The sequence below is a fragment of the Stenotrophomonas sp. PS02289 genome (genome assembly GCF_029960115.1).
In the GTDB taxonomy this organism is placed as follows: Bacteria; Pseudomonadota; Gammaproteobacteria; order Xanthomonadales; family Xanthomonadaceae; genus Stenotrophomonas.
This window is the reverse complement of sequence record NZ_JASCOZ010000022.1, coordinates 17,590-42,820: the sequence shown is the minus strand read 5'-3', so window position 1 is coordinate 42,820 and position 25,231 is coordinate 17,590. Positions and strand designations below refer to the sequence as shown.

At 62.2% G+C, this 25,231-nt stretch carries 22 protein-coding genes and 1 pseudogene; 14 read left to right on the top strand and 9 right to left on the bottom strand.

Annotated elements, in window-relative coordinates:
• Positions 1-67: 67 nt before the first annotated feature.
• The 3 genes from QMX83_RS05415 to QMX83_RS05405 form a co-directional block, all read right to left on the bottom strand.
• Entirely contained in the window at positions 68-502 is a 435-nt protein-coding gene (locus QMX83_RS05415; protein WP_282295628.1) for a transcriptional repressor, read from the bottom strand.
• Between the two features lie 87 nt (positions 503-589).
• Positions 590-1,345, bottom strand: coding sequence for a class I SAM-dependent methyltransferase (locus QMX83_RS05410; RefSeq protein WP_282295627.1), 756 nt, complete (start codon positions 1,343-1,345; stop codon positions 590-592).
• Between the two features lie 2 nt (positions 1,346-1,347).
• The gene (locus QMX83_RS05405; RefSeq protein WP_282295626.1) at positions 1,348-3,447 is read right to left on the bottom strand and encodes a TonB-dependent receptor; all 2,100 of its coding nucleotides are present in this window, start codon (positions 3,445-3,447) and stop codon (positions 1,348-1,350) included.
• Positions 3,448-3,730: 283 nt separating this feature from the next.
• Between QMX83_RS05405 and QMX83_RS05400 the strand changes: the two genes are divergently transcribed.
• The 5 genes from QMX83_RS05400 to QMX83_RS05380 all read left to right on the top strand — a co-directional run bounded on the left by QMX83_RS05400 (position 3,731) and on the right by QMX83_RS05380 (position 9,766).
• A complete protein-coding gene (locus QMX83_RS05400) occupies positions 3,731-4,276 on the top strand; it encodes a single-stranded DNA-binding protein (protein WP_282295625.1) in 546 nt (181 codons plus the stop codon).
• Positions 4,277-4,414: 138 nt separating this feature from the next.
• Positions 4,415-5,728 carry a site-specific integrase gene (locus QMX83_RS05395; RefSeq protein ID WP_149500782.1) on the top strand — a complete coding sequence of 438 codons (1,314 nt, stop codon included), beginning with the start codon at positions 4,415-4,417 and terminating at the stop codon, positions 5,726-5,728.
• A complete protein-coding gene (locus tag QMX83_RS05390) occupies positions 5,712-7,301 on the top strand; it encodes a site-specific integrase (RefSeq protein ID WP_232092444.1) in 1,590 nt (529 codons plus the stop codon). The genes QMX83_RS05395 and QMX83_RS05390 overlap by 17 nt, the downstream gene beginning before the upstream one ends.
• Positions 7,294-9,327 carry a hypothetical protein gene (locus QMX83_RS05385; protein ID WP_282295624.1) on the top strand — a complete coding sequence of 678 codons (2,034 nt, stop codon included), beginning with the start codon at positions 7,294-7,296 and terminating at the stop codon, positions 9,325-9,327. The genes QMX83_RS05390 and QMX83_RS05385 overlap by 8 nt, the downstream gene beginning before the upstream one ends.
• A gap of 4 nt (positions 9,328-9,331) precedes the next feature.
• Positions 9,332-9,766 (top strand): hypothetical protein, encoded by a 435-nt coding sequence (locus QMX83_RS05380; RefSeq protein ID WP_282295623.1) that lies wholly within the window; start codon positions 9,332-9,334, stop codon positions 9,764-9,766.
• Between the two features lie 345 nt (positions 9,767-10,111).
• On the opposite strand, the gene istB is transcribed toward QMX83_RS05380, so the two are convergent.
• Together istB and istA are read right to left on the bottom strand one after the other, a co-directional pair.
• Positions 10,112-10,903, bottom strand: a complete 792-nt coding sequence (istB, locus tag QMX83_RS05375; RefSeq protein WP_003097544.1) for an IS21-like element ISPa36 family helper ATPase IstB — start codon at positions 10,901-10,903, stop codon at positions 10,112-10,114.
• Positions 10,890-12,389, bottom strand: coding sequence for an IS21-like element ISPa36 family transposase (gene istA, locus QMX83_RS05370; protein WP_003097546.1), 1,500 nt, complete (start codon positions 12,387-12,389; stop codon positions 10,890-10,892). Before istA ends, istB begins: the two co-directional genes overlap by 14 nt.
• Here istA and QMX83_RS05365 point away from each other — a divergent pair.
• A complete protein-coding gene (locus tag QMX83_RS05365; protein ID WP_164145999.1) occupies positions 12,382-13,170 on the top strand; it encodes an IS1595 family transposase in 789 nt (262 codons plus the stop codon). The genes istA and QMX83_RS05365 overlap by 8 nt on opposite strands.
• Positions 13,171-13,219: 49 nt before the next feature.
• Here the strand turns inward: QMX83_RS05365 and QMX83_RS05360 are convergent, their stop codons facing one another.
• Both QMX83_RS05360 and QMX83_RS05355 read right to left on the bottom strand, forming a co-directional pair.
• Positions 13,220-15,043, bottom strand: a complete 1,824-nt coding sequence (locus QMX83_RS05360) for an SLC13 family permease (RefSeq protein ID WP_019185707.1) — start codon at positions 15,041-15,043, stop codon at positions 13,220-13,222.
• Positions 15,044-15,129: 86 nt separating this feature from the next.
• Complete coding sequence (locus QMX83_RS05355; protein ID WP_019185708.1) at positions 15,130-15,438, bottom strand: PilZ domain-containing protein; 309 nt, start codon at positions 15,436-15,438, stop codon at positions 15,130-15,132.
• Between QMX83_RS05355 and QMX83_RS05350 the strand changes: the two genes are divergently transcribed.
• Positions 15,431-16,450 (top strand): transposase zinc-binding domain-containing protein, encoded by a 1,020-nt coding sequence (locus QMX83_RS05350; RefSeq protein WP_282295620.1) that lies wholly within the window; start codon positions 15,431-15,433, stop codon positions 16,448-16,450. The two genes, QMX83_RS05355 and QMX83_RS05350, sit on opposite strands and share 8 nt — an antisense overlap.
• A 15-nt stretch (positions 16,451-16,465) precedes the next feature.
• On the top strand, positions 16,466-17,434 hold the full coding sequence (locus QMX83_RS05345; RefSeq protein WP_282295619.1) for an IS5 family transposase: 969 nt from the start codon (positions 16,466-16,468) through the stop codon (positions 17,432-17,434).
• Between the two features lie 170 nt (positions 17,435-17,604).
• Here the strand turns inward: QMX83_RS05345 and QMX83_RS05340 are convergent, their stop codons facing one another.
• Together QMX83_RS05340 and QMX83_RS05335 are read right to left on the bottom strand one after the other, a co-directional pair.
• Entirely contained in the window at positions 17,605-17,778 is a 174-nt protein-coding gene (locus QMX83_RS05340) for a hypothetical protein (protein WP_282295618.1), read from the bottom strand.
• Positions 17,779-18,239: 461 nt separating this feature from the next.
• A complete protein-coding gene (locus tag QMX83_RS05335; RefSeq protein ID WP_282295617.1) occupies positions 18,240-18,485 on the bottom strand; it encodes a hypothetical protein in 246 nt (81 codons plus the stop codon).
• 200 nt (positions 18,486-18,685) lie between these two features.
• On the opposite strand from QMX83_RS05335, the gene QMX83_RS05330 reads away from it, so the two are divergent.
• The 6 genes and pseudogenes from QMX83_RS05330 to QMX83_RS05305 all read left to right on the top strand — a co-directional run bounded on the left by QMX83_RS05330 (position 18,686) and on the right by QMX83_RS05305 (position 25,208).
• Positions 18,686-19,842 (top strand): IS3 family transposase gene (locus tag QMX83_RS05330; protein WP_282295616.1). Its coding sequence is split into 2 segments (ribosomal slippage): positions 18,686-18,926 and positions 18,926-19,842, totalling 1,158 coding nucleotides; the frame shifts between segments, so codons are not numbered across the junction.
• A gap of 5 nt (positions 19,843-19,847) precedes the next feature.
• A pseudogene (locus tag QMX83_RS05325) lies at positions 19,848-20,809 on the top strand (IS3 family transposase); the annotation flags it as partial.
• A 133-nt stretch (positions 20,810-20,942) separates the two neighbouring features.
• Entirely contained in the window at positions 20,943-21,107 is a 165-nt protein-coding gene (locus tag QMX83_RS05320) for a hypothetical protein (RefSeq protein WP_282295615.1), read from the top strand.
• 747 nt (positions 21,108-21,854) lie between these two features.
• Positions 21,855-23,273, top strand: coding sequence for a hypothetical protein (locus QMX83_RS05315; RefSeq protein ID WP_282295614.1), 1,419 nt, complete (start codon positions 21,855-21,857; stop codon positions 23,271-23,273).
• A 270-nt stretch (positions 23,274-23,543) separates the two neighbouring features.
• Complete coding sequence (locus QMX83_RS05310) at positions 23,544-24,137, top strand: hypothetical protein (RefSeq protein WP_282295613.1); 594 nt, start codon at positions 23,544-23,546, stop codon at positions 24,135-24,137.
• Between the two features lie 165 nt (positions 24,138-24,302).
• Positions 24,303-25,208, top strand: a complete 906-nt coding sequence (locus QMX83_RS05305) for an AraC family transcriptional regulator (protein WP_282295612.1) — start codon at positions 24,303-24,305, stop codon at positions 25,206-25,208.
• The last annotated feature ends 23 nt before the right edge of the window (positions 25,209-25,231 follow it).

Below are 25,231 nucleotides of genomic sequence, written 5' to 3'. Positions count from 1 at the left end.
CGGCTGCATTTGGCGCGGTGCGAAGAGCAGCCGGGCAAGCCCGGCTCTACGGAGCAAATGCGCGCGTTTAGGTGGCCCGTGGAGAGTCCGCCATCCTGCACCGCGCGCAGCGGCCGGAAATCTCCACGCTGTGCGACGCAGGCACGAAGCCGGTAATGCGCGCGTGGTCGATCCAGTTGATGCCAGTCTCGGCCCCATGCACGACCTGCACGCTGCTGCAGGTCTCGCACACCAGAAACGTGCACCGCGCCGGTGATCCCGGTGCCTGGTACAGATACGCGCTGATCGAGTTCAACCGCACCGCCCAGCCCTGCGTCTGCAGGAACTCCAGCGCCCGATACACGCTGGTCGGTGCCGTATTGGGCTGCGTCTGGCGAATGGTCTCCAGCACCGCGTAGGCCTTCAGCGGCGCGTTCGCTTCTATCAGTACGCGCAACACCCGTCGCCGGGTGGCGGTGAACGCGTGGCCGCGCTGCTGGCACAAGGTGCGTATCGCCTCCATGCCATCCGCCGCCGTAACTTCAGCAACGGCGCGGTGGCGGGGTGGGGGACTGGGCGGTGGGGCGCTTTGCATGCAGACAATCCGCGCTCAGGCTGGCTCGGCCACGACCAGGTAGTCGCTGCCATGGGCCAAGCCCCCGAGCTGCTGACTCACAGCCAACGCCCGCGCCTCCAGCTCGGCCACGTGCTGCAGCAGCGACACCGCCAACCGGCGATCCTGCAGCTTGTTCGCCGCCTGCGTGCACATCGCCAGCTGGCTCTGGATGAAGCGTGCGCCGTAGGTGATGGGCAGCACGTGGGCATCCACCACGCGGAAGCTGGCAGCTTCCAGATGGCGCAGCGTCCAGTCCAGTGGATACTCGCGATAGGGGCTGTCGCCGGCCATCAGCAGGCAGGCGTCACGCAGACGGCCGATCTCGTTGATCAGGCGACCGGCATCGGTGTCGGGCAGGCCCTGCACATACGGCTGCAGGCCAATCAGATAAAGCCGGCTGCGCACCAGCGGGCGCAGGCGTGGGAAGAGCTTGTCCTGCCAATAGGGTGCAAAGCCCTCGATGGCTCCCAGCAGGTAATCGGCCAGCACCACGTCGAACTGCTCGTCCTGCAGCAGTGCAGGGTCCATCCAGTTGCCGGTCAGCAGGCGATCCTGCTCACGCATCGGTTGCTGCAAGGCGGCGTGGGATTTTTCGCGCATGCGCTCCGAACCGGTCACCGCCGTCCAGCGTTCACTGTCCAGCGATTCCAGCCAACGGATGGATGCCGGCCCGGTGCCGGCATCCAGAACCTGCCCCCACGGCCGGTGGCCGTGGAGGCGGGCAACGCGCTCATAGAGCGAAGTGGCCATGCTTAGAAGCGATAGCTGAAGCCCAGGCTGACATTGCGGCCAGGCTGGGGAACGGTGCTGGCCAGGAACGAGGCATGGTTCCAGACCTGCTCGTTGGCCAGGTTGGTGCCGCGCAGGAACACCTGGGCATTGCTGTTGGGCACGGTGTAGGCCACGGTCAGGTTGACCATGTCGTACGACGGCGATTCCACCTCGTAGTCGGCGATGTCACGCTGGCGGTTCACCCGGTACAGCTCCAGCTCGGTGTCGAACGCACCCAGCGCCCAGTTCACGCGGCCACCGAAGCGTGCGGCCGGAATGCGCGGGACGTTGCCGCCGCCATCGGCGAAGCGGGCCCGGGTGCGGTCGCCGAACAGGGTGGCCGACACCGCATTGGTGAACTGATAGCCCAGCTCGGCTTCCACGCCCCGGAATTCCACGTCGGCCTGGGTGTACTTGATCAGGCGGAAGTCTTCGTACTGGTCCAGGGTGCGGGCGTAGATGTAGTTGTCCACGTTGTTGGCGAACACGCCCAGGCTGTAGGTCAGCGGGCCCTCGCTCCTGCGCAGGGTCAGCTCGGCGTTCTTCGAGGTTTCCTTGGTGTAGCTGGCGTCGTTGGTCGCACCGCCACAGGTCAGGGCGCTGGGCAGCAGGCCGCATTCGTAGGTGTTGGTCGCCATGTGGATGCCACGCGCATACAACTCCTGTGCATGCGGCAGGCGCTGCGAGCGTGACAGCGAGAAGGTCAGCGAGGTGGCCGGGGTGAACGACCAGATCGCCGCGCCCGAGAACGAACTGGCGGTATCGTCGAACGCCGGGCGGTTGCGGGCATCATTGCGCGGCTGATGCTTCAGCCACTCATGGCGCGCGCCCAGCTCAAAATGCCATTGGTCGTTCACTTCCACATGCTCGACCAGGAACACGCCGGTGGAGCGGGTGTCCACGGTGGGCAGGAAGGCTTCCACGCCAGTGGCGCTGAACTCGGTGTCCGAATGCTGGATGCCGAACACACCGGTGAAGGCTCCCAGCGGCACGTGCTCCAGTTCCACGCGGCTGTCGTAGCCCTTGTTGGCGAAGGTGGTGGTGACCTCTTCGCCGTCGATTTCGTCGTGACTGTAGTCGGTGTAGTTGGCACGGAAGCGAACGCGGCTGATGCCCGCGAACGGGTCGCGATACTCGCCGCGCAGGTCGTAGCGCTTGCTGGTCAGGTTGATCGCGGCCACGTGCTCATGGTCGTGCTCGTGATCATGGTCATGGTCGTCCCCGTCGGCATGGTCGTGCGAGCCACAGTGCAGGGCGCTGCCGTGCGGGTGGCAGCCTTCGTACTCGTGGTTGTGGCCGGGCAGACCGTAGTCGTCCTCACGGTAGGAGTAGGCCACGCCCACGTAACCGTTGTCGGTGACCCAGCTGGCCCCGACGCTGCCGTTCTTGGAACGGCTGAAGGTCGCATCCACGCGCGATTCGTCCAGGTCCGGCGCGCGGTAGTTGTCCGCGTCCTTGTAGGAGCCTTCGGCGTGCAGCACCAGGTGGCTGCCGACCTGGCCGGTGATGGAGGCGGCACCCACGCGCTCATCGGCGACGGTGTTGCCACGGACCAGCAGGCGGCCTTCCAGACCGTTCTCAGGCAGGCGCTCGGGGATCTTGTTGTCCAGCACGTTGACCACGCCACCAATGGCACCACCGCCGTACAGCAGGGTGGCCGGACCGCGCAGCACTTCAATGCGCTCGCCCAGCAGCGGGTCGACGGTGACGGCGTGGTCGGGCGAGATGTCCGAGGCGTCCAGCACGGCGGAGCTGTCGGAGAGCACCTTCACGCGCGGGGCGGTCTGGCCACGGATGACCGGGCGGCCGGCACCGGCCCCGAACGAGTCGACCCGCACGCCGGGCAGGCCATCCAGCACCTCGCCCAGGTTGCCGCCGCCCTGCTGGATGCGTTCGGCGCTGATCACGCTGATCGGGGAGGCGACCTTGCTGGCGTCTTCGGCCATGCCGGTGACGTGGATGGTGTCCAGGGTGGACGCGCTGGGTGGGGCGGCCTCGGCATGGGCGACGCTGGCGGCAATGCCCGAGGCGAGCAGGCCCAGGGCGATGGCGGTGGAGAGGGTGGAGCGGGATCGAGACATGAGTCTTCCGTGGCGGGGTGAATTACGATGTTATAACATCACATTCGCACAGGGTGCCAGTCGAGCCATCATCTGATGCGGCGCTGCGGCCTTGTCGGACGGGCCTTGCGGCCGTTTCCGAGGGCGGAAGCGGGAAGTTCCGATCCGGGCCGACCCGGCAGAACTGATAAGATGTGGCGTTCTGTAACCCACCCAGATTCAATGAGCGGCAGCCGGGATCACGCCTCCTTGCGGAGTGTGTAATCTCTCAGGTCTGCCCTCGAACAACGGAAGAGCACACCCTATGGCGCGCGGCATCAATAAAGTCATCCTGGTCGGCAACCTCGGCAACGACCCGGACGTGAAGTACACCCAGGGCGGCATGGCCATCACCCGTATCAGCCTGGCCACCACCAGCGTCCGCAAGGACAAGGACGGCAACCAGCAGGAACGCACCGAATGGCACCGCGTGGTGTTCTTCGGCAAACTGGGTGAGATCGCCGGCGAATACCTGCGCAAGGGCAGCTCGGTCTACGTCGAAGGCAGCCTGCGCTACGACAAGTACACCGGCCAGGACGGCGTGGAGAAGTACTCCACCGACATCATTGCCGACGAAATGCAGATGCTGGGCGGCCGCGGTGAAGGCGGCGGCGGCGGTGGTGGTGGCGGCAACTACGGCGGCGACCGTCCGCAGCGCCAGCAGGCTCCGCGCCAGGAGTACGGCGGCGGTGGCGGCAACCAGCGTGGCGGTGGCGGCGGTGGCTACGGCCAGCAGCAGCGCCCGCAGCAGCAGCCGCAGCAGTCGGCTCCGCCGATGGATGATTTTGCGGACGACGATATTCCGTTCTAGGACACCTATCCTCACGCTTTGTAGCTAATGGATCCAGGAAGCCCCTTCTACTAAGGGGCTTTTCTATTTTTTGCTCACTACTTTTGTAAAATAAAATGGTATAGTCATTCATATGTAGTAAATGTAGAAAAAGACCTTATGTCCTCGCTTGCGATGCGCGTGATGAATCAAGGTGAGCGCGTGCCACTTCTGCTGGACGATCAGGGGCTTCCTGTGTTCTACCCGACGCTCTTTGCGACGGCGCAGTTGCGCAACGCCGGAGCGGCCGTCAATACGATTCGAAACGCTCTCACGCACATCCAGGTGCTCCTTCGATGGGAGATGCAGGAAGGACGCAACCTCGTTGACGAGTTCACGGGTGGGACGTTCCTTTCGTTGCCAGACATCGTGTCGCTGCGCGATTTCGCGAAGCTGGACATGCGATATGTGGGCGCTAGAGAAGACACCGAAGTGCGCTCGGGCAACGTGGTGGCCTTTTCTGATGCACGGGTAGGCCCGACGGTGGCGCGTCCCTCGGTGACCCAGCGAGTGGCCTACAACCGCATGACGACGATCGCGGACTACCTGGAGTTCCTCGGCGGCGTCATCATCCAGCATCGCAACTCTGCGGAGTTTGCGCACGATTTGGCTGAGATGGGCAAGCGCATTCGAAAGCACCGCCCACGAGGGTCCAAGCACGGACTCATTCAGACGCCGGTCGAGAAGTCGCCTGATCCAGGGGTGGTCAAGCGGCTGCGGGAAGTCATCGCCATCGGGAGCGACGAGAACCCGTTCAGCGATCCGACGATCCAGCTGCGGAATGCGATCATCATCGAGTTGTATCGAGTCACCGGCATGCGAACGGGCGAACTGCTCAGCCTTTGGGTGGAGCAGTTTCATCTTGGGCACGAGCCAAGCGTCAGCGTTCGACGCAATCACGATGACGTGCACGATCCTCGCGCTTATCAGCCGACCAGCAAAACGAAAGAGCGCATTCTGCCGATCTCGGACGAGCTCGCAAAGCTGGTCCAGCACTACATCCTTGAAGTGCGTGCACGCATTCCTGGAGCGCGACGACATCCCTACGTTTTCGTATCGCACAAGGCCGGGAAGACCTTTGGGAGGCCGCTGTCGAAGAATGGCCTGTACCGAGTCATCGAGCGAGTCAGCGCGGTCTCGCCAGAACTGGCGGGCATACATCCTCATGCACTGCGCCATCACATGAATTACGCGCTGTCGCTAGCGATTGATCAACACAATGCAGCGTCGCGTTCCAATGACGCCGAGCAGATCATTAGGGAGGGTCGCGAGCAGGACATTCGTGCACACCTCAATGGACATCGCAACAAGGAGTCGGGCAAGGTCTATAACGAGCGTCATATCCGTGAACAGGCCGACAAGGCCATGCGACTGCTTGGCAGCGCACTTGCTCGCAATAACGATAAGAAGGTGGGTGATGAAGGCAAGCGCTAAGGCGAATGCAGCCGTACCAGAGACTGCTTCGCCGCGTATGGCTATATCGAAGGATGGCTATTCATTCGATCCGAAGGACATGCAGTGGAAGCTCAATAAGGATGTTCAAATCTCGCTTGGTGTCATAGATGACCTTGAGCCGGATTGTAGGCAGGGTGCCCGCCTCACCCTTCAGCGCTACGCAGAGGAGCAATCCGCCTCACATACCTACAACATGGCTGAGCGCATGAAGCGGTTCATTCGTGAAACGGGGTCTGCTGAAGTGTCTCCGGCTTCGCTCATGAACTGGAGAGCCTCACTCGGATTGGATGGGGAGTGGAATCTGGGGGGGCTCAAGGGGTTCTTGCTGGCATGGCATGACTATGGGTTCGCTGGGATCTCCAAGGATGTGGTTGAACTACTTGAAGGTTGGCGTATCACCGGCAATGAAAAAGGCGCAGCTGTGGCAAACGGCTGCCCAGAAACGGGACCTTTCACGGATATTGAGCTGCAGTCCCTATTGGATTGGGCGAATCTCGCGGTGGTCCAGAAAACGATTGATTTCGAGGATTACGCCTATCTGTTGATGCTGGCAATGACTGCTCGGCGACCCATCCAGATCGCTGCGCTCAGAGGCAAGGATCTGGCTTTGCCGAAGGCAGGCGATAGCTTCTATACGCTAAATGTTCCACGCTCCAAGCAGCGAGGTGGCTCCTTCCGCGGTGAGTTTCGTTCACTTCCAATCCCGAACGATCTTGGCGTTGTGTTGCAGCAACAGCACAGGGGCTCAGTCAAACTTGTCGAGAGTCGAGTGGGATATACGTTGCACGCATCGCTGCGGGATGAAATTCCGATCTTCATCAATGCATCCAAGGCGTACACACTTCGACGCAACACCGATGGTTTCGCGCTTAAAGAGTTGCTTCTTGGAGGTACGCCTGATCTTTTGCACGCGACGACGACATCATTTAGTCAGGCGCTACAGCGCGTCGCACAAGCGTGCACAGCGCGCTCGGAGCGGACTGGCGAATATCTCCGCCTCACAGCCACGAGATTCCGCTACACACGAGGTACGAAACTTCGGAGGGAAGGATTCGGGGCATACGTGATCGCAGAGTTGTTGGACCAATCCGACATCCAGCAGGTCAAGGTCTATACCGAGAATACGGCCCAAGAGGCGGTGTTCATCGACCGGATAGTGGGCCCCGCCCTTGCGCCATTTGCACAAGCTTGTCTAGGAACGCTGGTTCGCAGCGAACGTGACGCGATACGCGGCGACGACCCTACCAGTCGTGTGTCGAATGATCGGCAGAACGCCGTGGGGACATGCGGAAACTTTGGCTTCTGCGCCAGTGGATATCGCGCTTGCTATACATGCGTGCACTTCCAGCCCTGGCTCGACGCTCCACATTCGGAAGTGCTCGAGGATCTTTACGCTGAGAAACTCAGGGTGAAGGAGGCTGGATGTGCGGAGGTGGTGGTCAACGCCAATGATCTCCTGATACTTGCTGTGGAAGACTGCGTCTCGAAGTGCGCTGCCATGCGTCAACAACTGGCTGGCGCATCGTGCCTCGCTGAGGTGGCCGATGGCTGATGTCGTCCTCTTTGTACCGCGTGACGCACGATTTGCCAGCGAAAATTTGGCTGAGTTCATACGGCTTGCACGTGAAGATCTAACCGCATTCGGTGGGCGAGACGGTTGGGAAGAGCACAAGTGGAGGCTTGGAAAGACATCAGTTGTATTTGCCACGAAGACGAAGGAATTAACGAGCCATCGTTTCACCCCGATGGCAGAGCCGTTCATCCAATTCGCCAAGGCATACGTTCGTTATACGTACAGTCACAAGCCCGTTAAGAACATTGACTATCCGCTTCGAGCATTGCGTTGCATTGAAGCGGCTCTTCTTGAGTCCCGCGGAGGTGCCGACGTCAGCGGCCTGAACGGGGCTGTGATGGATGTGGCGGCTGCCAAGTGTCGGGAGTTCTACAAGAGCGACGACGAGAGATGCCAGACGGGGCGTCAGATGGCTCGCATTGTCGAATTCCTTCGGGAGAAAAAGATTGTCCCTTCCTTGCAGCAGTGGAAGTCGCCGTTCCCGAAGCCGAAGATACTGACCGAAGACATCGGAGGCGCGGGGAAAGCACACCGTGCAGCGAAGCTGCCGTCCAACGAGGCAATGTTCGCTTTGGCTGAAATGTTTGCAGCCGCCGATGATGTCGAGACTCAATATTTTTCCTCTATCGCCACGCTTTTGATGGTTGCACCGTCGCGAATTTCTGAGGTGCTCGCGCTTCCAGTTGACTGCATTCAGTGGGATACCGACGAATATGGAGCGCCGCAAATGTGCCTGCGATGGCGGGCAGCGAAGGGCAAGGGAGCCACGAAGAAGTGGGTGCCTTCGGTGATGCAGGATGTTGTCATCGAAGCCGTGCGTCGGCTGACCCAAATCGGCGCTCCCGCTCGTGCGGCTGCCCGCTTCGCTCATGATCACCCTGGAAGATTTATGGAACATCCGGGCTGTGTGGTGACGGTGGGCGATGCCGCCGATCGTCTGCTGATGCCGAATGAAGTGGCAGCTGCTCTAGGGCTTCGGGTTCACAGAAAAACGTACCGTACTGACGGCACGCCCACTTGGTCGCAGGTGGTTGGGGACAAGCGGTTGAAAAAGCTCCTTGATCGGGGTGACATCTCCTACAAGGATCTGGCCGCCTACGTTTTTGAAGGGTGCGCCGGGCCGGATTGGCCATTCATTGATGACAGCAGGACAGTGAAGATCTGGGATGCCCTCTGCCTGCACCGCGTGAACGAGTTCCATCGCGAACATGAAGTCAAGCGGTTCTCATGGGCAATCGCCACATCAACGATGGTGAATGATCGCCTGGGCGGGAGTTCGGATCTCTCGCTCTTCGAGAAGAAGGGCTATCGGAACTCAGATGGAAGTCCAATCAAGCTCACGACTCATCAGCCCCGTCATTGGCTCAATACCCTGAGTCAGCGGGGCGGTATGGACGAGATGACGTTGGCTCAGTGGTCGGGCCGCGCCCGTGTTGCCGACAACGCGCACTACGATCATCGTTCGCCAGAGGAGCGCATGAGAGAGGTGCGAGACATCCTCAAGGTGGAACATAAGTCGCTACTTGAACGATTCCAGAGCCGTCAACCGGTCACTTATCAAGAGCTTGGGGTAGATCGCCTGGGGACCGCCAAAGCTACGCTCTACGGGATGTGCGTTCACGATTACGCGATGAGTCCCTGCCAAAAACAGCGTGAATGCATGACTTGCAAGGAGCATGTATGCATCAAGGGGGATCACGTGACATTGGATCGAATCCTGCTTCTGGAGGCGCAAACCAAAGCGCTTCTTGATCGGGCCCTCGAGGCTCGCGAAGCTGGGGACTTCGGCGCAGACCGATGGGTGGACAACCATAAATGGAAGTTGGCACATGTGCAGGCGATGCGCATGACGTTGGAGCATGATGGCGTGCCCGATGGCACTGTCTTGCGCATTCCAGATGGTCACGATCCTTCGCCAGTGCGGCGAGCGCTGATTGAACTAGGCGTAGTCCTGCCCGATGCTCTGGCTCTGCATCCTCGCGTAATTCCCTTGGCACTCGCATAAAGCCATGCCGAAGAAGATTGTCACGAAATCGACCCTACCCAAGATCCTGCGGGTATTGGATCAATGGGAAGGCAAGTTGACCTGGGATACTTACTGCGATCGAGTTGCCCAGGTGCTCGGCATCGATTCCGTGAGTCGCCATGCGTTGCTCAATTATCCTGCAATCAAGGAACACTACCGGCGTCGGCAGCAGGAGCTGAGAGAGGTTAGGGATCAACGGCCAAGAGACTTCACGATGGAAGTTGCAACTCGGCGGATCGCGGATCTTGAGGCGCAGGTGAGCCGGCTTGAAGCCACCAATACGTTGCTGCTTGATCAATTTCGGCGGTGGCAATACAACGCGTACGCCAACAACGTGCGGATGGATAGCTTGAATTTGGATAAACCACTGCCTGCGGTTGATCGGTCAGGACATGGGGCGAAAGGGAAGAGTAGGTAGATTTTTCGAATTGCATCGAGCATCGGCAAGCGGTCGAACAGTTGGCAGATCTTGATGCAGCAGGGAGCGAGGATGTCTCACTTGAGCGTTGTTGTCTCAGTTTTTGAGACTCACGTGGAGTAGCTTCGGGTCACTGGAGTGTGGGATGCGATGGATGAACCTGATTCAAGCTTACTGGCCGGCTATCGCTGCAATGGCGTTCTCGTTGCTGGCCGTAGGAGTGATATCTCCCTTGCGGCACAGTTCATTTGGTACGGAGTTGATGGCTAGTTGTTGGCGCGCACTTAAAACTGACCCAGGCTGCGCGTTGAACTTTGACCCACCCGGTGTACGGGGCTGAGGGTATCAGTTGGTGGTCTGGGTGGTGGCCTCCTTTGCCCTGATTCTGGCTTTGGTCTTGTTGGCGGCGGTGCTGTTGCGCAGCCGCCAGGAGTCGTTGCCGGTCTCCAGGATGTGGCAGTGGTGGGTGATGCGATCCAGCAGCGCGGTGGTCATCTTGGCGTCGCCGAACACCTGACCCCATTCGGAGAAGGCCAAGTTGGTGGTGATGGCGAGGCTGGTGCGCTCGTAGAGCTTGCTGATCAGGTGGAACAGCAGCGCGCCGCCTGAGGGGGTGAACGGCAGGTAGCCCAGTTCATCGAGGATGACCAGGTCGGCATAGGTCAGGCGCAGGGCGATCTGCCCGGCCTTGCCCTGGGCCTGTTCCTTCTCCAGCGCATTGACCAGTTCGATGGTGGAGAAGAAGCGCACGCGCAGGCGATGCTGGCGCACGGCCTGGATGCCGATGGCGGTGGCCAGGTGGGTCTTGCCGGTGCCCGGTCCACCGACAAGGACGACGTTCTCGGGGGTGTGGATGAAGTCACCCTGGTGGAGTCGTTCGACCAGTGCGCGATCAACGGGACTGGCCGCGAAGTCGAACCCGAGCAGGTCACGATGGACGGGGAAACGTGCGGCCTTCATCTGGTTGGCCTGGGCACGAACCTGCCGTTCGGCGGACTCGGCCTGCAGCAGTTCGGCCATCCAGTGTTCGGGCTCCATGGTGTGCAGGCGCATCTTGGCCAGCAGTTCGGGCCACTGGCTGGCCATGCCGTGCAGCTTGAGCTGCTGCATGCGCAGCGGCAGGTCAGGCGTCGACATGATCTGCCTCCCGCAGGGCGTCGTAGCGGGCCGGATCGGACACCGGCGGATGACGCAGCGTCACTCGCGAGGCGACCGTCTCGATCGTGCGGTCCGGATGCTGCAATCGCCCCAGCACGTTGAGCACGTGGTCGGCGCGCACCAGGCCGGACTCGAGTGCCAGTTCCACCGCCACCAGTACCGCTTCGAGCCCGTGCACGGGTACGGCGGCCAGCACCTGGGCCATGGCGCGGTCGCCGTGAGGCTGGCGCAGCAACACCTGCTGCAGCTTGCGCAGCGGATCGGGCATGGACAGGAACGGCGCGCCGTCACGCAGTGCCCCCGGCTTGCGCTGGACCAGGGCGATGTAGTGCTGCCAGTCGTAGTGGACCCGATCACGCTCGAAGCTGCGCCGGTGGCGGGCGACCTCGGCCTCGCCGACCACCACGGCCAGTTCGAAGGGATACACGCGCAGGCTGGCGACGGCGTGGGCGTGTTCGCACGGCACGCTGTAGCGGTTGCGCTGGAAGCTGACCAGCGCGGTCGAACTGACCCGCACCGGCCGCTCGATGTAGCCGTCGAAGGGCGCGGGCATCGGCATCAGGTGGGGCTGTTCGTCCTCCAGAGCTTCGGCCACGGTGATGTCGGAGGCATCCGGATGCGCCTGCATCGGCCAAGCGGCGCGGCACTCGCTGGCGAGCCAGGCGTTGAGGGTGTCCAGATCTGGCCAGTGGCGGGCCCCGGCCTCGATCCAGATCTGTCGGCGCCGGTCCTGCACGTTCTTCTCGACCCGCCCCTTCTCCCAACCCGCGGCGCGGTTGCAGAACTCCGCGGCGAACAGGTAGTGGCTGGTCATGGCGTGGAAGCGGGCGTTGACCCGCCGTTCCCGGTGCTGGCCGATCCCGTCCACCGCCGTCTTCATGTTGTCGTAGATGCCGCGGCGCGGCACGCCACCGAAGGCGGTAAACGCCTGGGTATGAGCATCGAACAGCATCTCGTGGCTCTGGGTGGGATAGGCCACCAACCAGAAGGCGCGGCTGCAGGCCAGCTTCACGTGGGCGAGATCCAGCGGCATCTTGGCGTGGCTGCCGACGAAGGCGTACTCGCGGCTCCAGTCGAACTGGAAGGCTTCACCCGGAGGAAAGTGCAACGGCACGAAGGCCGGGCGGCGGCTGGCGCCGCCGGCCGCCTTCCACTGGCGGATGAAGGCCGTCACCCGGGTGTAGGTGCCCGGATAGCCGATCGCCTGCAACTGCGAGAACAGCACCTTGGCGGTGCGTTGTTCCCGCCGGGGACGATGGCTGTCGGCACGCAGCCACGTCTCCAACTGGGACCGGTAGGGATCGAGCCGGGAGGGCGAGGCTCGCCTGGGATAGACCGGCTCGGACTGGCCGCTGCGCAGCCATCGCCGGATGGTATTGCGGGATAGGCCCGTGCGCTTGGCGATCTCGCGCAGCGGCAGGCCATCGCGGAAATGCATCCGCCGGATCTTGGCCAACATGACCATGGTGATCACTCCTGAAATCCCCCGAGCAAAAGATGCTCAGGATGTGGGCTTCAGGTGGGTCAGTTTTACCCGCGCATCACCGCCGAAAGTGGGTCAGTTCTGGATGCGCGCCAACACCAAGACGGGCCGATCGGCTCTGGCACTGTCGCGGGAGCTGGGGATCGGCTACGACGCGGCCTGGCTGCTCAAGCACAAGCTGATGCAGGCCATGGTCGAGCGTGAAGGCAGGCGCCAGTTGGCCGGCTGGGTCCAACTGGACGATGCCTATTTCGGCGGCGAGCGCCGGGGTGGGCCACGTGGCCGCGGTGCCGACGGGAAGCAGGCGTTCGTGGCCGCCGTGCAGTGCTCCGAGGAGGGCCATCCGGAAGTGATGCGGCTGGATGTCGTCAAGGGATTCAGCGCCGATGAGATCGGCGCCTGGGCCACGCGCCACCTGGCCCCCGATACCGTCGTCGTATCCGATGCCCTGGCAGGGTTCAATGCGGTGGGCGAGGTGGCCGGCACCAGCCATCGCCGGCTGCGGACGGGCAGCGGTGGGCACAAGTGCGACCATCCGGCACTGCGCTGGGTCAACGTCATGCTGGGCAACGTGAAGACCGCTCTGCGCGGCACCTACCATGGACCCCGGCGCAAGTACGCCCAACGCTACCTGGGCGAGTTCTGCTATCGGTTCAACCGACGGTTCGAACTGCATCGGCTGGTTGCACGATTGACCTACGTGCTGCTCCGTACGCCGCCGCTGCCCTATCGGATGGCAACCGTGGATGCGATAGCCGGGTAATCAGGAACAAAAAAGCCACGTTGAATCCAGACTCCAAGGCATTGCCGCATCATAGCGGCAGCAGAACCGGCACGAGAAGGACCGTCACCACCAGGGCGATCATCGCCAGCGGCACGCCGATCTTCACGAAATCGACGAAGCGATAGTTTCCCGGCCCCACGACCAGCATGTTCACCGGCGATGAAACGGGAGTCATGAAGGCCGTCGACGCGGCAAGCGCCACGGTCATGGCGAAGGGATAGGGCGAAGCCTCCAGCCCCGCCGCAAGGGCAAGCGCGACCGGCGCCATCAGCACGGCGGTCGCGGTGTTGGAGATGAACATGCCCAGAAGGGCGGTGACGAAGAACAGAACAGCCAACACGGCACGCGGAGAACCGGACCCTACCGTCGATAACAGCCAATCGGCCGCCAGATCGATCCCGCCCACTTCCTGCAGCGCAATCGAGAAGGGCAGCATGCCGACGATCAGAACCAGCGTCTGCCAATGGATCGAACGGTAGGCGCCGTTCATGCCGACGCAGCCGGCAAGGCCGAAAAGCAGGCAGCCGATCAGCGCCGCCAGAACATTGGGCACGATGCCGCTGGCCATCATGAAGACCGTCAGGAGCAGGATCGCCACCGCAAATGGCGCGCGCGACCGGACGGGCGCTACATCGTCGCTCTCGACAGGCAGGTTCAGCAGGATCAGCCGGTCCGGCGAGCGCGGCAGACGCTCTATCGCGCGCCAGGGGCCGATGACAAGGAGTATATCCCCGGCGCGGAACCTCACTTCCGTCACCGGCTCTTCCAGCGCCTTGCGTTCGCGCCTGACCCCGACGACCGTCACATCGTGAAGCGATCGGACATCGGCCTCCGCCACGGTTTTGCCCACCAGCCTCGAATCCGGAGAAAGCAGCACTTCGGCCATGCCGATCTCCTGACTGCGATCCCCGAAATAATTGGCGGCCAGTTCCATCGGGTGCAGCCTGAAGCTGCGAGCCACTTTCCCGATATCGAGATCGCGCCCGCACGCATCGATCATCAATATGTCCCCGGCCTCCAGCTGGCTGTGGGCGTGCGGGCGCAGAAGCTGGCGGGAAAAGCGCCTCTCACGCTCGATGGCGATGATATTGATCCCGGCGCTGCCGCGCAGGTCGAGCGTGGCGAGCGGCCGTCCGATCAGGGAAGAATAGGGATCCACCGCAAAGCGGTATTCGCGGCCCTCCAGTCCGTATTTCTCTATGAAATCGCGAAGGGTGGGGCGTTCCGGCCCCTGCTCCGCTTCCGGCACGCCGGCGAGGAAACGGCGCGCGGCGAGCATATAGATGATGGCCAGGACAAGCAGCGGAAGGCCGAAAGGCGTGAAGGCGAAGAAGCTGAATCCCTCATAGCCATGCCGCTCGAGCTCGGCATGGACCACGAGATTGGGCGCCGTGGCGACCAGTGTCATCATGCCGCTGAGCAATGCCGCGACCGACAGCGGCATCATCAGCCGGCTGGCGGGAATGCGGGCGTTGCGCGCGATCCGCAGGACTATGGGGATGAAAATGGCGACCACGCCGGTCGAGCTCATGAACGAGCCGATGCCCGCCACGACGATCATCAGCAGCACGATCAGCCGGGCCTCGCTGCGGCCGGCCTTGCTGACAAGCCAGTCCCCCAGCATCTGCGCCACGCCCGTCCGGACCAGCGCCTCGCCCACAACGAAAAGCGCGGCGATGAGGATGATGTTGGGATCCGCGAAGCCGGCGAATGCCTGCTCGACGGTGATGACCCCGGAAAGCGGCAGCGCCACGATCATCATCAACGCAACGGCATCCATTCGCGGACGGCCGATCGCGAACATGACAATGGCGGAAATCAGCAGGGCGAGGACAAGGGCCAGGTCGGACATCGTCCCAGCCTAGTGCATTTTTTGCAGTCAGGGGAATCCGCGCGCCGCAAAGAGGTCCGGCGGCCGCCTGTTCGGGGGTGACTTGCCTACTCCGGTTTCCGGCTGGCGGGCTGCCGCAGGCGCAGGATATTATCCAATACGGAAGGATGCAGCGGCCGGGCGAACTGGCAGCCGACCACGAATTCATCCACCCACACGACCTTCGCCTGCTGGGGCTCCAGCTGCGGCAACCTTATCCAGCAGGTGTCCCCGATACGGAGCGCCTGGATCGCGGCAATACGCACGCCATGCGTGGAAATGTCGAGGATCTGGACATTGGTGCGGACGTTCCCCTTGCGGAACTGCACAGTCGCATTCAGCGGCCGCCGCTCGGCAAGGCGAGAAATCTTGCCCAACCTCCTGCTTCCAGACCTGCTGCAGGCGCATTGGCCGGACTTTCTCGCGCGCCGTGAGGTAGAAGACCGCCCGCTGCCCGAGTATGTGCGCGAGGAGTTCGAGACCTACCTGCGCTGCGGCGTGCTCGAGCACGGCTTCCTGCGCGTGGTCTGCGAGCACTGTCGTGCCGAGAGGCTGGTGGCGTATTCCTGCAAGAAGCGCGGGCTGTGCCCGAGCTGCGGCGCACGGCGCATGGCCGAGTCGGCGCGGCATCTGGTGGACGAGGTGTTCGGCCCGCGGCCGGTGCGGCAATGGGTGCTGAGTTTCCCCTACCCGTTGCGCTTCCTGTTCGCCAGCAAGCCGGAGGCCATCAGCCCGGTGCTGGGCATCGTGCATCGTGTGATCGCCGGTTGGCTTGCCGATCAGGCCGGCGTGCCGCGGGATACGGCGCAATGCGGCGTGGTGACCCTGATCCAGCGCTTCGGCAGCGCGCTGAACCTGAATGTCCACTTCCACATGCTGTGGCTCGACGGCGTGTACGAGGACACCACCGAGCGTCCGCAGCGCAAGCCGCGCCTGCACCGCACCCGTGCGCCCACATCGGCGCAACTGACGGAACTGGCCGGCACCATCGCGCATCGCGTCTGCCGGCACCTGTCGCGCCGCGGCTGGCTCGAAGGCGAAGACGAATCCGTGTTCCTGTCCGACAGCGCGGGTAGCGACGACGGCATGGATGGGCTGCGGATGAGTTCGATGACCTACCGCATCGCCACCGGTCGCGACGCTGGCCGCAAGGTCGTCACGCTGCAAACATTGCCCGGTGACGCAGGCTCGCTGGAGGGCGATGCCGGCAAGGTCGGCGGCTTCTCGCTGCATGCCGGCGTGGCCGCGGAAGCACACGAAAGCCACAAGCTCGAGATCTGTGCCCAAAGCGGCGCTTGCGCGGCCGCTTCCTACCCGCCAGACTCGCAAAAAAGGGCGGTTGAACTTCCTATACCCCCCCCCGTTGCGGGCGACAATAGCGCGACCTGAATTGGATGACGATCGATGCAACTGACGTTCGGTGATGCCGAAGGCCTGGGCCAGCGCAAGCGGACCCGCAAGGAGATCTTCCTGGCGGAGATGGAGCAGGTGGTGCCGTGGAATGCGCTGCTGAAGCTGATCGAGCCGCACTATCCGAAGATGGGCCGTCCCGGCCGGCAGCCCTATGCGGTCGCGACGATGCTGCGCATCCACTTCCTGCAGCAGTGGTACGCGCTCAGTGATCCGGCCATGGAAGAGGCGCTGTACGACACGGCGGTGCTGCGGCGATTCGCCGGCCTCAGCGGGCTGGACAACATTCCCGACGAGACCACGATCCTCAACTTCCGTCGGCTGCTGGAAACGCACGAACTTGCGCCGCAGCTCCTGGAGCGGGTGAACGCGCACCTGGCCCGCAAGGGCCAGAGCTTGCGTGCGGGCACGATCGTGGACGCCACGATCATCGCGGCGCCGAGTTCGACCAAGAACAAGGACGGCCAGCGCGACCCGCAGATGCAGCAGACGAAGAAGGGCAACCAGTGGCACTTCGGGATGAAGGTGCACATTGGCGTGGACGAGGAGTCGGGCCTGGTGCACCACGTGGAGTGCACGGCGGCGAACGTGGCCGACGTGACGCAGGTGCACAAGCTGCTGCACGGCCGTGAGGACACGATCAGCGGCGACAGCGGCTACACCGGTGCGGACAAGCGCGAGGAACTGCAGCAGGTGCAGGCCGCGTTCCGGATCGCGGAGAAGCCGTCGAAGCTGCGGGCGATCAAGAACACGCGCGAGCGCAAATACGCCGAGCGCTGGGAGCACTTCAAGGCCAGCGTGCGGGCGAAGGTGGAGCACCCGTTCCGGGTGGTGAAGCGGCAGTTCGGCTACACCAAGGTGCGCTACCGCGGCTTGGCGAAGAACGCGGCGCAGGTACTGACATTGTTCGCGTTGTCGAACCTGTGGATGGCGCGACGACGCTTGTTGCTGCCGGCGGGGTAAATCCGCCTGGTGGACGGGGAAACCCGTCGCAAACCGCCAGAAATGGCGCAAAAGTGATCATATCCAGATCGATCAGGCGCCTTGGCGCGCAAATCCAAGCATCAGAGCGCTTTGTTCAGACCTTCCTTAGTACGGTGAGCGAAACCGGCTCAGGGGTTCAACCGGAACAGTCACGACCTCATCCGGGAGCGCTCTGCCATGTCCACAATGCGGTCGAGCCTGGCTTGCGCGTCGCCCATGGTGGTGTGGTCGCCGCCGAGCTTGCGGCAGCGGTAGCGCATGCGACCAATCTGGCGATCGGGCACCGCAACGGCCGGCTCGATGACCTGGTCACTACGCGACAACCGGGTTCTACCCCGTTTCCAGGGACGGTTGGGATAGGAGTCTAAAGGCCTGCTCCTTGGCATCGAGCCTGCGCTGGACGACCGCTTTGGGTCGAAAGCAGCCCGATGCGGCGACCGATCCATTGATCATGACAGATCAGTCTTGTGATGCGATTCAGTTGGCACCATTACAAGGTCATCCACTCTCTCTAATCGAGCATCAGCTCCAAAGCAGGTCGCGTGCCAAAGCGCGCAGCGGTGCGTTCCGGAGCCGAGCAGCGAGTCGCAGCTCGACATGCTGCGCCTTCTACGTTGCAGACCCGTAGCATTACGTCCACAGCTATCTGGGCCATCTGGCGTTCCTGCCAAGCCCAAAAAATGTCACGGTCCGTGCTTCCGAGAAGGCCACTCAGCGCCACTGCAGTCAAGCGCCAGCGTGCGCGGAATCGGATGGATGCGCTGGGCCCACTGGGCGCCCTTCGTCAGCGGACCTTGCCGCTTAGGAACTTCCGACTGGTCATCTTGAGCCGCTGTCCACCGCCCGGCTGGACTTGGACTGCAACGAGATCTGGGCGATGCGCCGCCGCCGGCGTCCCGAGATCTTCCGGGTAGATGATCCGGTCCGCCAACGGGTGTCCGAGGGCCTTGAAGTCGCTTGCGGTGCTCCCTTCCAGCATCCGACGGAGGCTGGGGATGTTGAGACGGCTTGGTGCACTTTTCTTGGCCATGGAGCCTCCGAGATGTAGTTCAAAGCCTGCCGGTTCAGATGCCCGCTACCGATAGTGCCGCTCGTTGGCGTTATGGCCACACAACAAACACCGCCGGTAGTCACCGTATCGGCCGCTACGTTCGTGGCCCAGAGGCCCGGGTTCTACCCCGTTTTCACGGACACTTACGAGAAGGCCGATCGAGGCCCTGAGGAGTGTTCATGTCGAAGCGAAGGAAGTTCAGTGCGGAGTTCAAGCGCGGTGCTGTTGAGCAGGCAAGCCAGCCGGGCGTCAGCTGCGCCCAGGTGGCCCGGGAGCTGGGGATTCGCGACACCCTGCTGACCCGCTGGAAGCGGGAGGCGCAGAGCCAGGGCAAGGTGGCCTTCGGTGGCACCGGGACGCCCCGGGACGAGGAGCTGGCCGGGCTCAAGCGCGAGTTGGCCCGGGTGAAGAAGGAACGCGATTTTTTGCGAGAAGCGGCGACGTTCTTTGCCAAGGGATCGTCCTGAGGTATCAGGCGATCGAACGTTGCCGCGATGAATTTCCGGTTCGGCTGATGTGCCGCTGCCTGCGGGTGTCGGCCAGTGGTTACTACGACTGGAGCAAGCGCCTCCCAAGCCCCCGCCAGCTCGACAACCAGCGTCTGCTCGGCCGGATCCGTGAGCTGCACGAAGACAGCCGGGGCACGCTGGGCGCCGGTCGGATGCAGGAAGATCTGGCCGATGCCGGCGAACCCGTCAGCCTGAACCGGGTGGCGCGCCTGATGGCTGAAGATGGCCTGCAGGGCTGGCCGCGGCCGAAGCGGCGTGGCCAGCGTGGCCGGCCCGCGCTGACGCCACCGGGTGTGCGCAATCTACTGGAGCGGGACTTCACCGCGCTGGAGCCGGAGACCAAGTGGGTCACCGACATCACCGAGATCAAGACCCGGCAGGCCAAGCTGTACCTGTGCATCGTGCTGGACCTGTTCGACCAGCGCGTGGTGGGCTGGTCGATGCACCATCGGCAGGATCGGCAGATGGTGATCCGGGCCGTGCAGATGGCGGTCTGGCAGCGCCAAGGCAGACATCCGGCGATCCTGCATTCGGATCGAGGCAGCCAGTTCCGAAGCGGCGACTACCAGCGTTACCTGGCGGCCAACGCATTGGTGTGCTCGATGAGCGCGGTGGGCCACTGCGGCGGCGACGCGGCGTGCGAAGGCTTCTTCGGGCTGCTCAAGCGCGAGCGGGTCTACCTCATGACGTATCCGACACTCGATGCCGCCAGGGCTGATGTGTTCGAATACATCGAGCGATTCCACAACCCGAGGATGCGGCGAAGACTCGCCAGGCAGGATCAGAAGCTCTCAACCCTTTCACAACCGTCCGTGATTTCGGGGTAGAACCCTTCGGCGGCATGAATGTGTCGGAGGCCAAGCGCCTGAAGGAACTGGAGACCGAGAACGCGCGGTTGAAGAAGCTGTTGGCCGAGCAGGTCCTCGAGAACGAGGTGATCAAGGACGTGCTGCGAAAAAAATGGTGAGCGCACCCGCCCGACGCGAGCAGGTGCGCTACATGGCAAGAAAAGGACTCAGCGAGCGGCGCGCTCTGCGCGTGGTCGGCATGAGTGCCAGCGCACTGCGCTACACGCCTCGTCCGGACCGCAATGTAGAACTGCGGGCGCAGATCCAGGCCTTGGCGCATCGGCACAAGCGCTACGGGGTGGGCATGATCTACCTCAAGCTGCGGCAAGGCGGCCAGGTCGTGAACTACAAGCGCGTCGAGCGGCTGTATCAGCAGGCGAAACTGCAGGTGCGGCGGCGCAAGCGCAAGAAGGTGCCCCTGGGCGAACGGCAACCACTGATTCGTCCGGTTGCGGCCAACGAGGTGTGGTCGATGGACTTTATCTTCGATCGCACAGCCGACGGCCGTGTCATCAAGTGTCTGGTGATTGTGGATGACGCCAGCCACGAGGCGGTGGCAATCGAGGTCGAGCGTGCGATTTCGGGCCACGGCGTCAGCCGCGTGCTGGACCGCCTGGCACTCAGCCGTGGCCTGCCGAAGGTGATCCGGACCGATAACGGCAAGGAATTCTGCGGCAAGGCAATGGTGGCCTGGGCGCACGAACGTGGCGTGTCGCTGCGTCTGATCCAGCCGGGCAAGCCGAATCAGAACGCTTACGTTGAATCGTTCAACGGACGCCTGCGCGACGAATGCCTCAACGAACACTGGTTCCCGACACTGCTGCACGCGCGCACCGAGATCGAGCGCTGGCGGCGGGAGTACAACGAAGAGCGGCCGAAGAAATCGCTCGGCGGGCTAACGCCTGCCGCCTATGCCCAACAGCTGGCGGTGAAACCGCTACGATAAAGCCGGGCTCCAAACAGCTCCGCTACTGAAAGCGGGGAGACGTCGGGAGCAGTGTTCGAGAGCGGATCCGGTCAAGCTTCAGCGACTCGCCAATCGGGTTGCGCAGGCTGTCGGTCCGGTCGTTGACATGTACTTGGACTATGACTTGAGGCCACCGTCCCAGGCGCAGATCCAGTACGCGGTTGCCATTGCGCGACGAGAGGGGCTCGAGATCCCGGCCGACGTGCTGAAGAAAAAGGTTGCGATGGGCAAGTTCCTTGACCAGCACGCCAAAGGTGGTGCCCGAAGCGGTAAGTAAGCGCTTGCCTCTGCGCGCTGCTAGGATTGCTACCTATGTAGAAAAAGGCGGTCGCTTTCGGCTCGAAATCCGTCTTTTACAACAAAAACCTCTCTCAATGTATAAATGCGAGTTTCAATGATCAAGAAAAAGCCTTTAGATACAGGAACTTGCGATGGTTTCGCGTTGAGAGCGCTGCGATCTGTGGGTTCACAACCGTTCTAAAGAGAACTTTTAGTGGATGTAATTGGAAAGGCTTGCAGCGTACACGCTGCAGGCCTTTCTGCTATTCAGAGCCTCGAAGGCCGCTGGTGATCTTGTTCCATGCCGAGCACTTTGGGCGACGGCTCATAGTTGGGCGATTGCCAGTTAGGAAGATCCACCGGGGGTAGGGTAGGAGCGTTCCCGACCCGGTGCGGAGGCTGTAAAGTCGTGGTGAGGCCACATTGACGTGCTTTTTGCTAACTCTGCACAACCATTGAAAGAAATGAATGAGCGGCTGAAGTAGTCCACCTTCAAGGAAGAACGGAGAGAGAGCCACATATGGGCGGAGCAAAGCCAGGCAGGAATGAACGCTGTCCGTGTGGAAGCGGTAGGAAGTTCAAGCGCTGCCACGGCGGCCCCAATTTCAACTATGAAGAAATGATCTCGCGAGGGGCTGAGGAAGCCCAGCGCAGGGCTGAGATCAATCGGATACAGCGGCAGCGACAGCAGGGCCTAGGTCGCCCAATCACCGCCGCCCAGAGAGCCGGTAAGCGGAACGTCGCTGTGGGCCATCGTCTATTTCAGGGCGTGTGGCCAACCTTTCATGACTTCCTTTATAGCTACATCCTCGATGTTCTTGGGCGCGACTGGTTCGAAGCCCAGGCGCAGCCGGAACACAACGAACGTCATCCTGTCATTCAGTGGCATGAAAGGTTCCTGTTAGCGTCCAAAGTCGCCAACCTGGCACCAGGGGAGACGCGCCAAACGCGGATGACCGGCGCAATCAGCGCATTTCTGACGCTGGCATATGATCTCTACACCTTGGAACACAACAATGATCAAACGCGCACCCCTCAGCTGCGGAAATCACTGATTGGTCGATTGAAGTGCCAAGATCAGTTCAACGGGGTGCGTTATGAGATCCGTGTTGCGGCAATGCTGTTGAGAGCCGGGTTCGAGCTCGAATGGGAAGATGAAACCAATCGCCGAACCAAGCATGTGGAATACACTGCCACCTATCCGCGCACCGGCAAGGCCTTTGGCGTCGAGTGCAAGATCCGAAACCAAGATGCTGCGAAGCAGGCGAACCAGCATCTTGGGAAGTTTGCTGGGCTGGTGAGTGATGCGCTGAAGAAGGAAACACCACATGACCGTTTGATCTTCGTCGATTTGAACACACAGGCCTATCCCTATGTTCCGGGCGGACCACACGATTGGCGAACGATCAGCGTCAACACGCTTCGAAAGTTCGAGGCACAACCCAAGGCAGCGCTCCTGCCCCCTGCCGTGGTGTTCATCACCAACTATCCCGACCATCACCACCTTGATACTCAGGTTCCCGATGCTGGAGCCGTCGTTGAGGGATTCAAGATCGATGACTACCGGACCGGTGAGCTTCTGACGCTGCAGCAGAAGATTGAGATGCGCGTGCGCAATCCTGAAGTCGAGGCACTTGTGGCATCGATCCATGAACATATCGACCTGCCCTCCACTTTTGAAGGGGAAATTCCTGGGCTGCCTTCAAACCGGCTGCTTATCGGGCACCGATACCAAATGGACGATGGTGTGGTTGGTATCTTGGAGGACGCCTGCGTGATGGACGACAATGGGATGGTCGCGCTAGCTATAGAACGGGACGAAGGCGGGCGAGCGATCTACACCAACCAGCTCACGCCTGAGGAGTTCGCTGCATGGAAACGCTATCCAGAGACCTTTTTTGGGCAGATCCGCCAGAAACCGGGCCCGATGAGTGATCCAATGGAACTCTATGACAGCTTGAAGGCTATTCACGTCAGTACCCCTAAGGAAAAGCTACTCCAGTTCATGGGAGACCATCGCGAGCACTTTGCCGCGTTTACGCAGCCCGATCTGTTGGATGTCTACTTGCAAGGCATGGTGAACTCTGTGATGGAGCGGGCGGGTCCTCAAGACGTCCCTGTGCATATCCGAAGAATGAAGCCGCCGCCGAAACGGGCGGTTTAGGCAATCATTCACCTGGGTAGTCGACGCGCGCATTTTGTAGATCCTGCGGCCACACCGGAGTTGGAACTCGCGGCCGAGTAAAGACGCAAGGCAGAGGAGACTGAGAACGCCGGATTCCAGCGCTTTGCATCGGTGCTTCGGGAGCTCGCTGCGTGGTATGAGCGAGACGCCCAACGGATCGTGGAGGAGTATCAGGACCGATCAAAGGGGCCGGCTTGATCGTGGGGCCGCTTTGCAACCTACATGGCTATACGGGAACGGAGTACGACCATGACCCGCTGGGACCTGTCGAGTGAGCTGATCCATTTCACCCAAGGCGATACTCTAGACGCAGCCTACGCGAGGCTGCGTAGGATCCTAGACGACGGCTATCTGCAGGGCAGCGATCACTTGATCACTGGCCGCTACCGCTGCGTCTGCTTTACCGAAGCCCCTCGGACTGCATTGGCGGCGGGGCTGGTCAACAGTTGGAACTACGGACGTTATTCACCGTTCGGGCTCATATTCGACAAGCGTTGGCTTTTTGAAAAGGGCGCACGCCCGGTGATCTACCAGTCGGCCGCAGAGTTCAATGACCTTCCTGCCAGCCACGCTTGGCGACACATGACCTATGAGCCGGACCGCGATCCGCCGGTCGATTTCACCTGGGAGCGCGAATGGCGTCTACAGACGGAGCAGCTGCACTTCGATCGCTCATGCGCAGGGATAGTAGTACCTGACCGGAATTGGGAGGCGCTCCTGCTTGCCGAGCATGATGTCGAACAGGACTGGCGGGTTCTCGAGTACAGCCAGATCATGGACGCGGGCTTGGCCGAGCAGCTGCGCGATGAATACCAGTGGACGCTGACGTCGTTACATCCTTGATCTCCAGCTCTCGAAATGCTCGAGCGCTGCGGGCTTGTCGGCCGTCCCTCGCGCGTCGAACCAGCCTGCCCGGGCTTTGTGCTTTCGGGGATTTTTCCCCGCAATAGCGCTATTCTTTGCGCCTGCCAGCCGCTCCGCCAGCAGTTCCCTGCAGGCGGAGACGACATGAAGGCGGAAAGACTCAAAGCGATATCCCGTGCAGCAAGCAACGACAGCGTGCTGCTCACGGATGAAGTGAGCAGTGGTGTGTGCTGGCACTCGACACAGCACCTCGACCAACCCGTAGCCTACGACGTGGTGTTGCCCGCGGGCCTGCACCTGGCGGTGGGCGTGGCGACGCTGAAGACGTCGGCGGGCCGACAAGGCGAGTTCACGTTGCCCGGCATGGGCCTGACCGCCGTCTACTGTGCCGAGGATGTCCAGGCCACGACCCAGCTGGCGGCCGGCCCCAATCGTTCCTGCGGCCTCATGCTGCCGACCGGCGACACGCAGGAGGACCACATCCAACAGGTGATCCGTCGCCTGCGTGAGGGCCCTGCCATGCGGGCGACCTCATCCGTGCCCGCCGCTGTACTGGATCGCCTCTGCGCGCCGCTTGATCCATGGTTCCAGGGCCATGCCCGTGCAATGGCGCTGGAGGCGCGCTCGCTCGAGCTGATGGCTGTCGTCTGGACCTGGCTCAACGGTGAGCCCGAGCGTGTGGTGCCGCCATCACGACATATCGTGCATGCGCATCGCGCACGCGAACTCCTCGAGACGCAGTTGGCGGCACCGCCGTCACTGGCCCGGCTCGCGCGCCAGGTCGGCGTCAACGTGCGCACCCTGACCGACGTGTTCCGCAGCCAGTTCGGCATGTCGATCGCCTCCTACGTGACGCGCCGCCGCCTGCAGATCGCTCGCGACCATCTGCTGGAAGGCCTCAGCGTCAGTGCCGCCGCGCACCGCGTGGGGTATGCCCCCGCCCATTTCTCCAATGCGTTCCAGCGCCAGTTCGGCATCCGTCCGCAGGCGTTCGTGCGCGCCATGCCCACTGGCGCATGCGAAATGCCGGATGGCGCAAACGATGCATGACGCGGAGGCGCAAGCGCGATTCG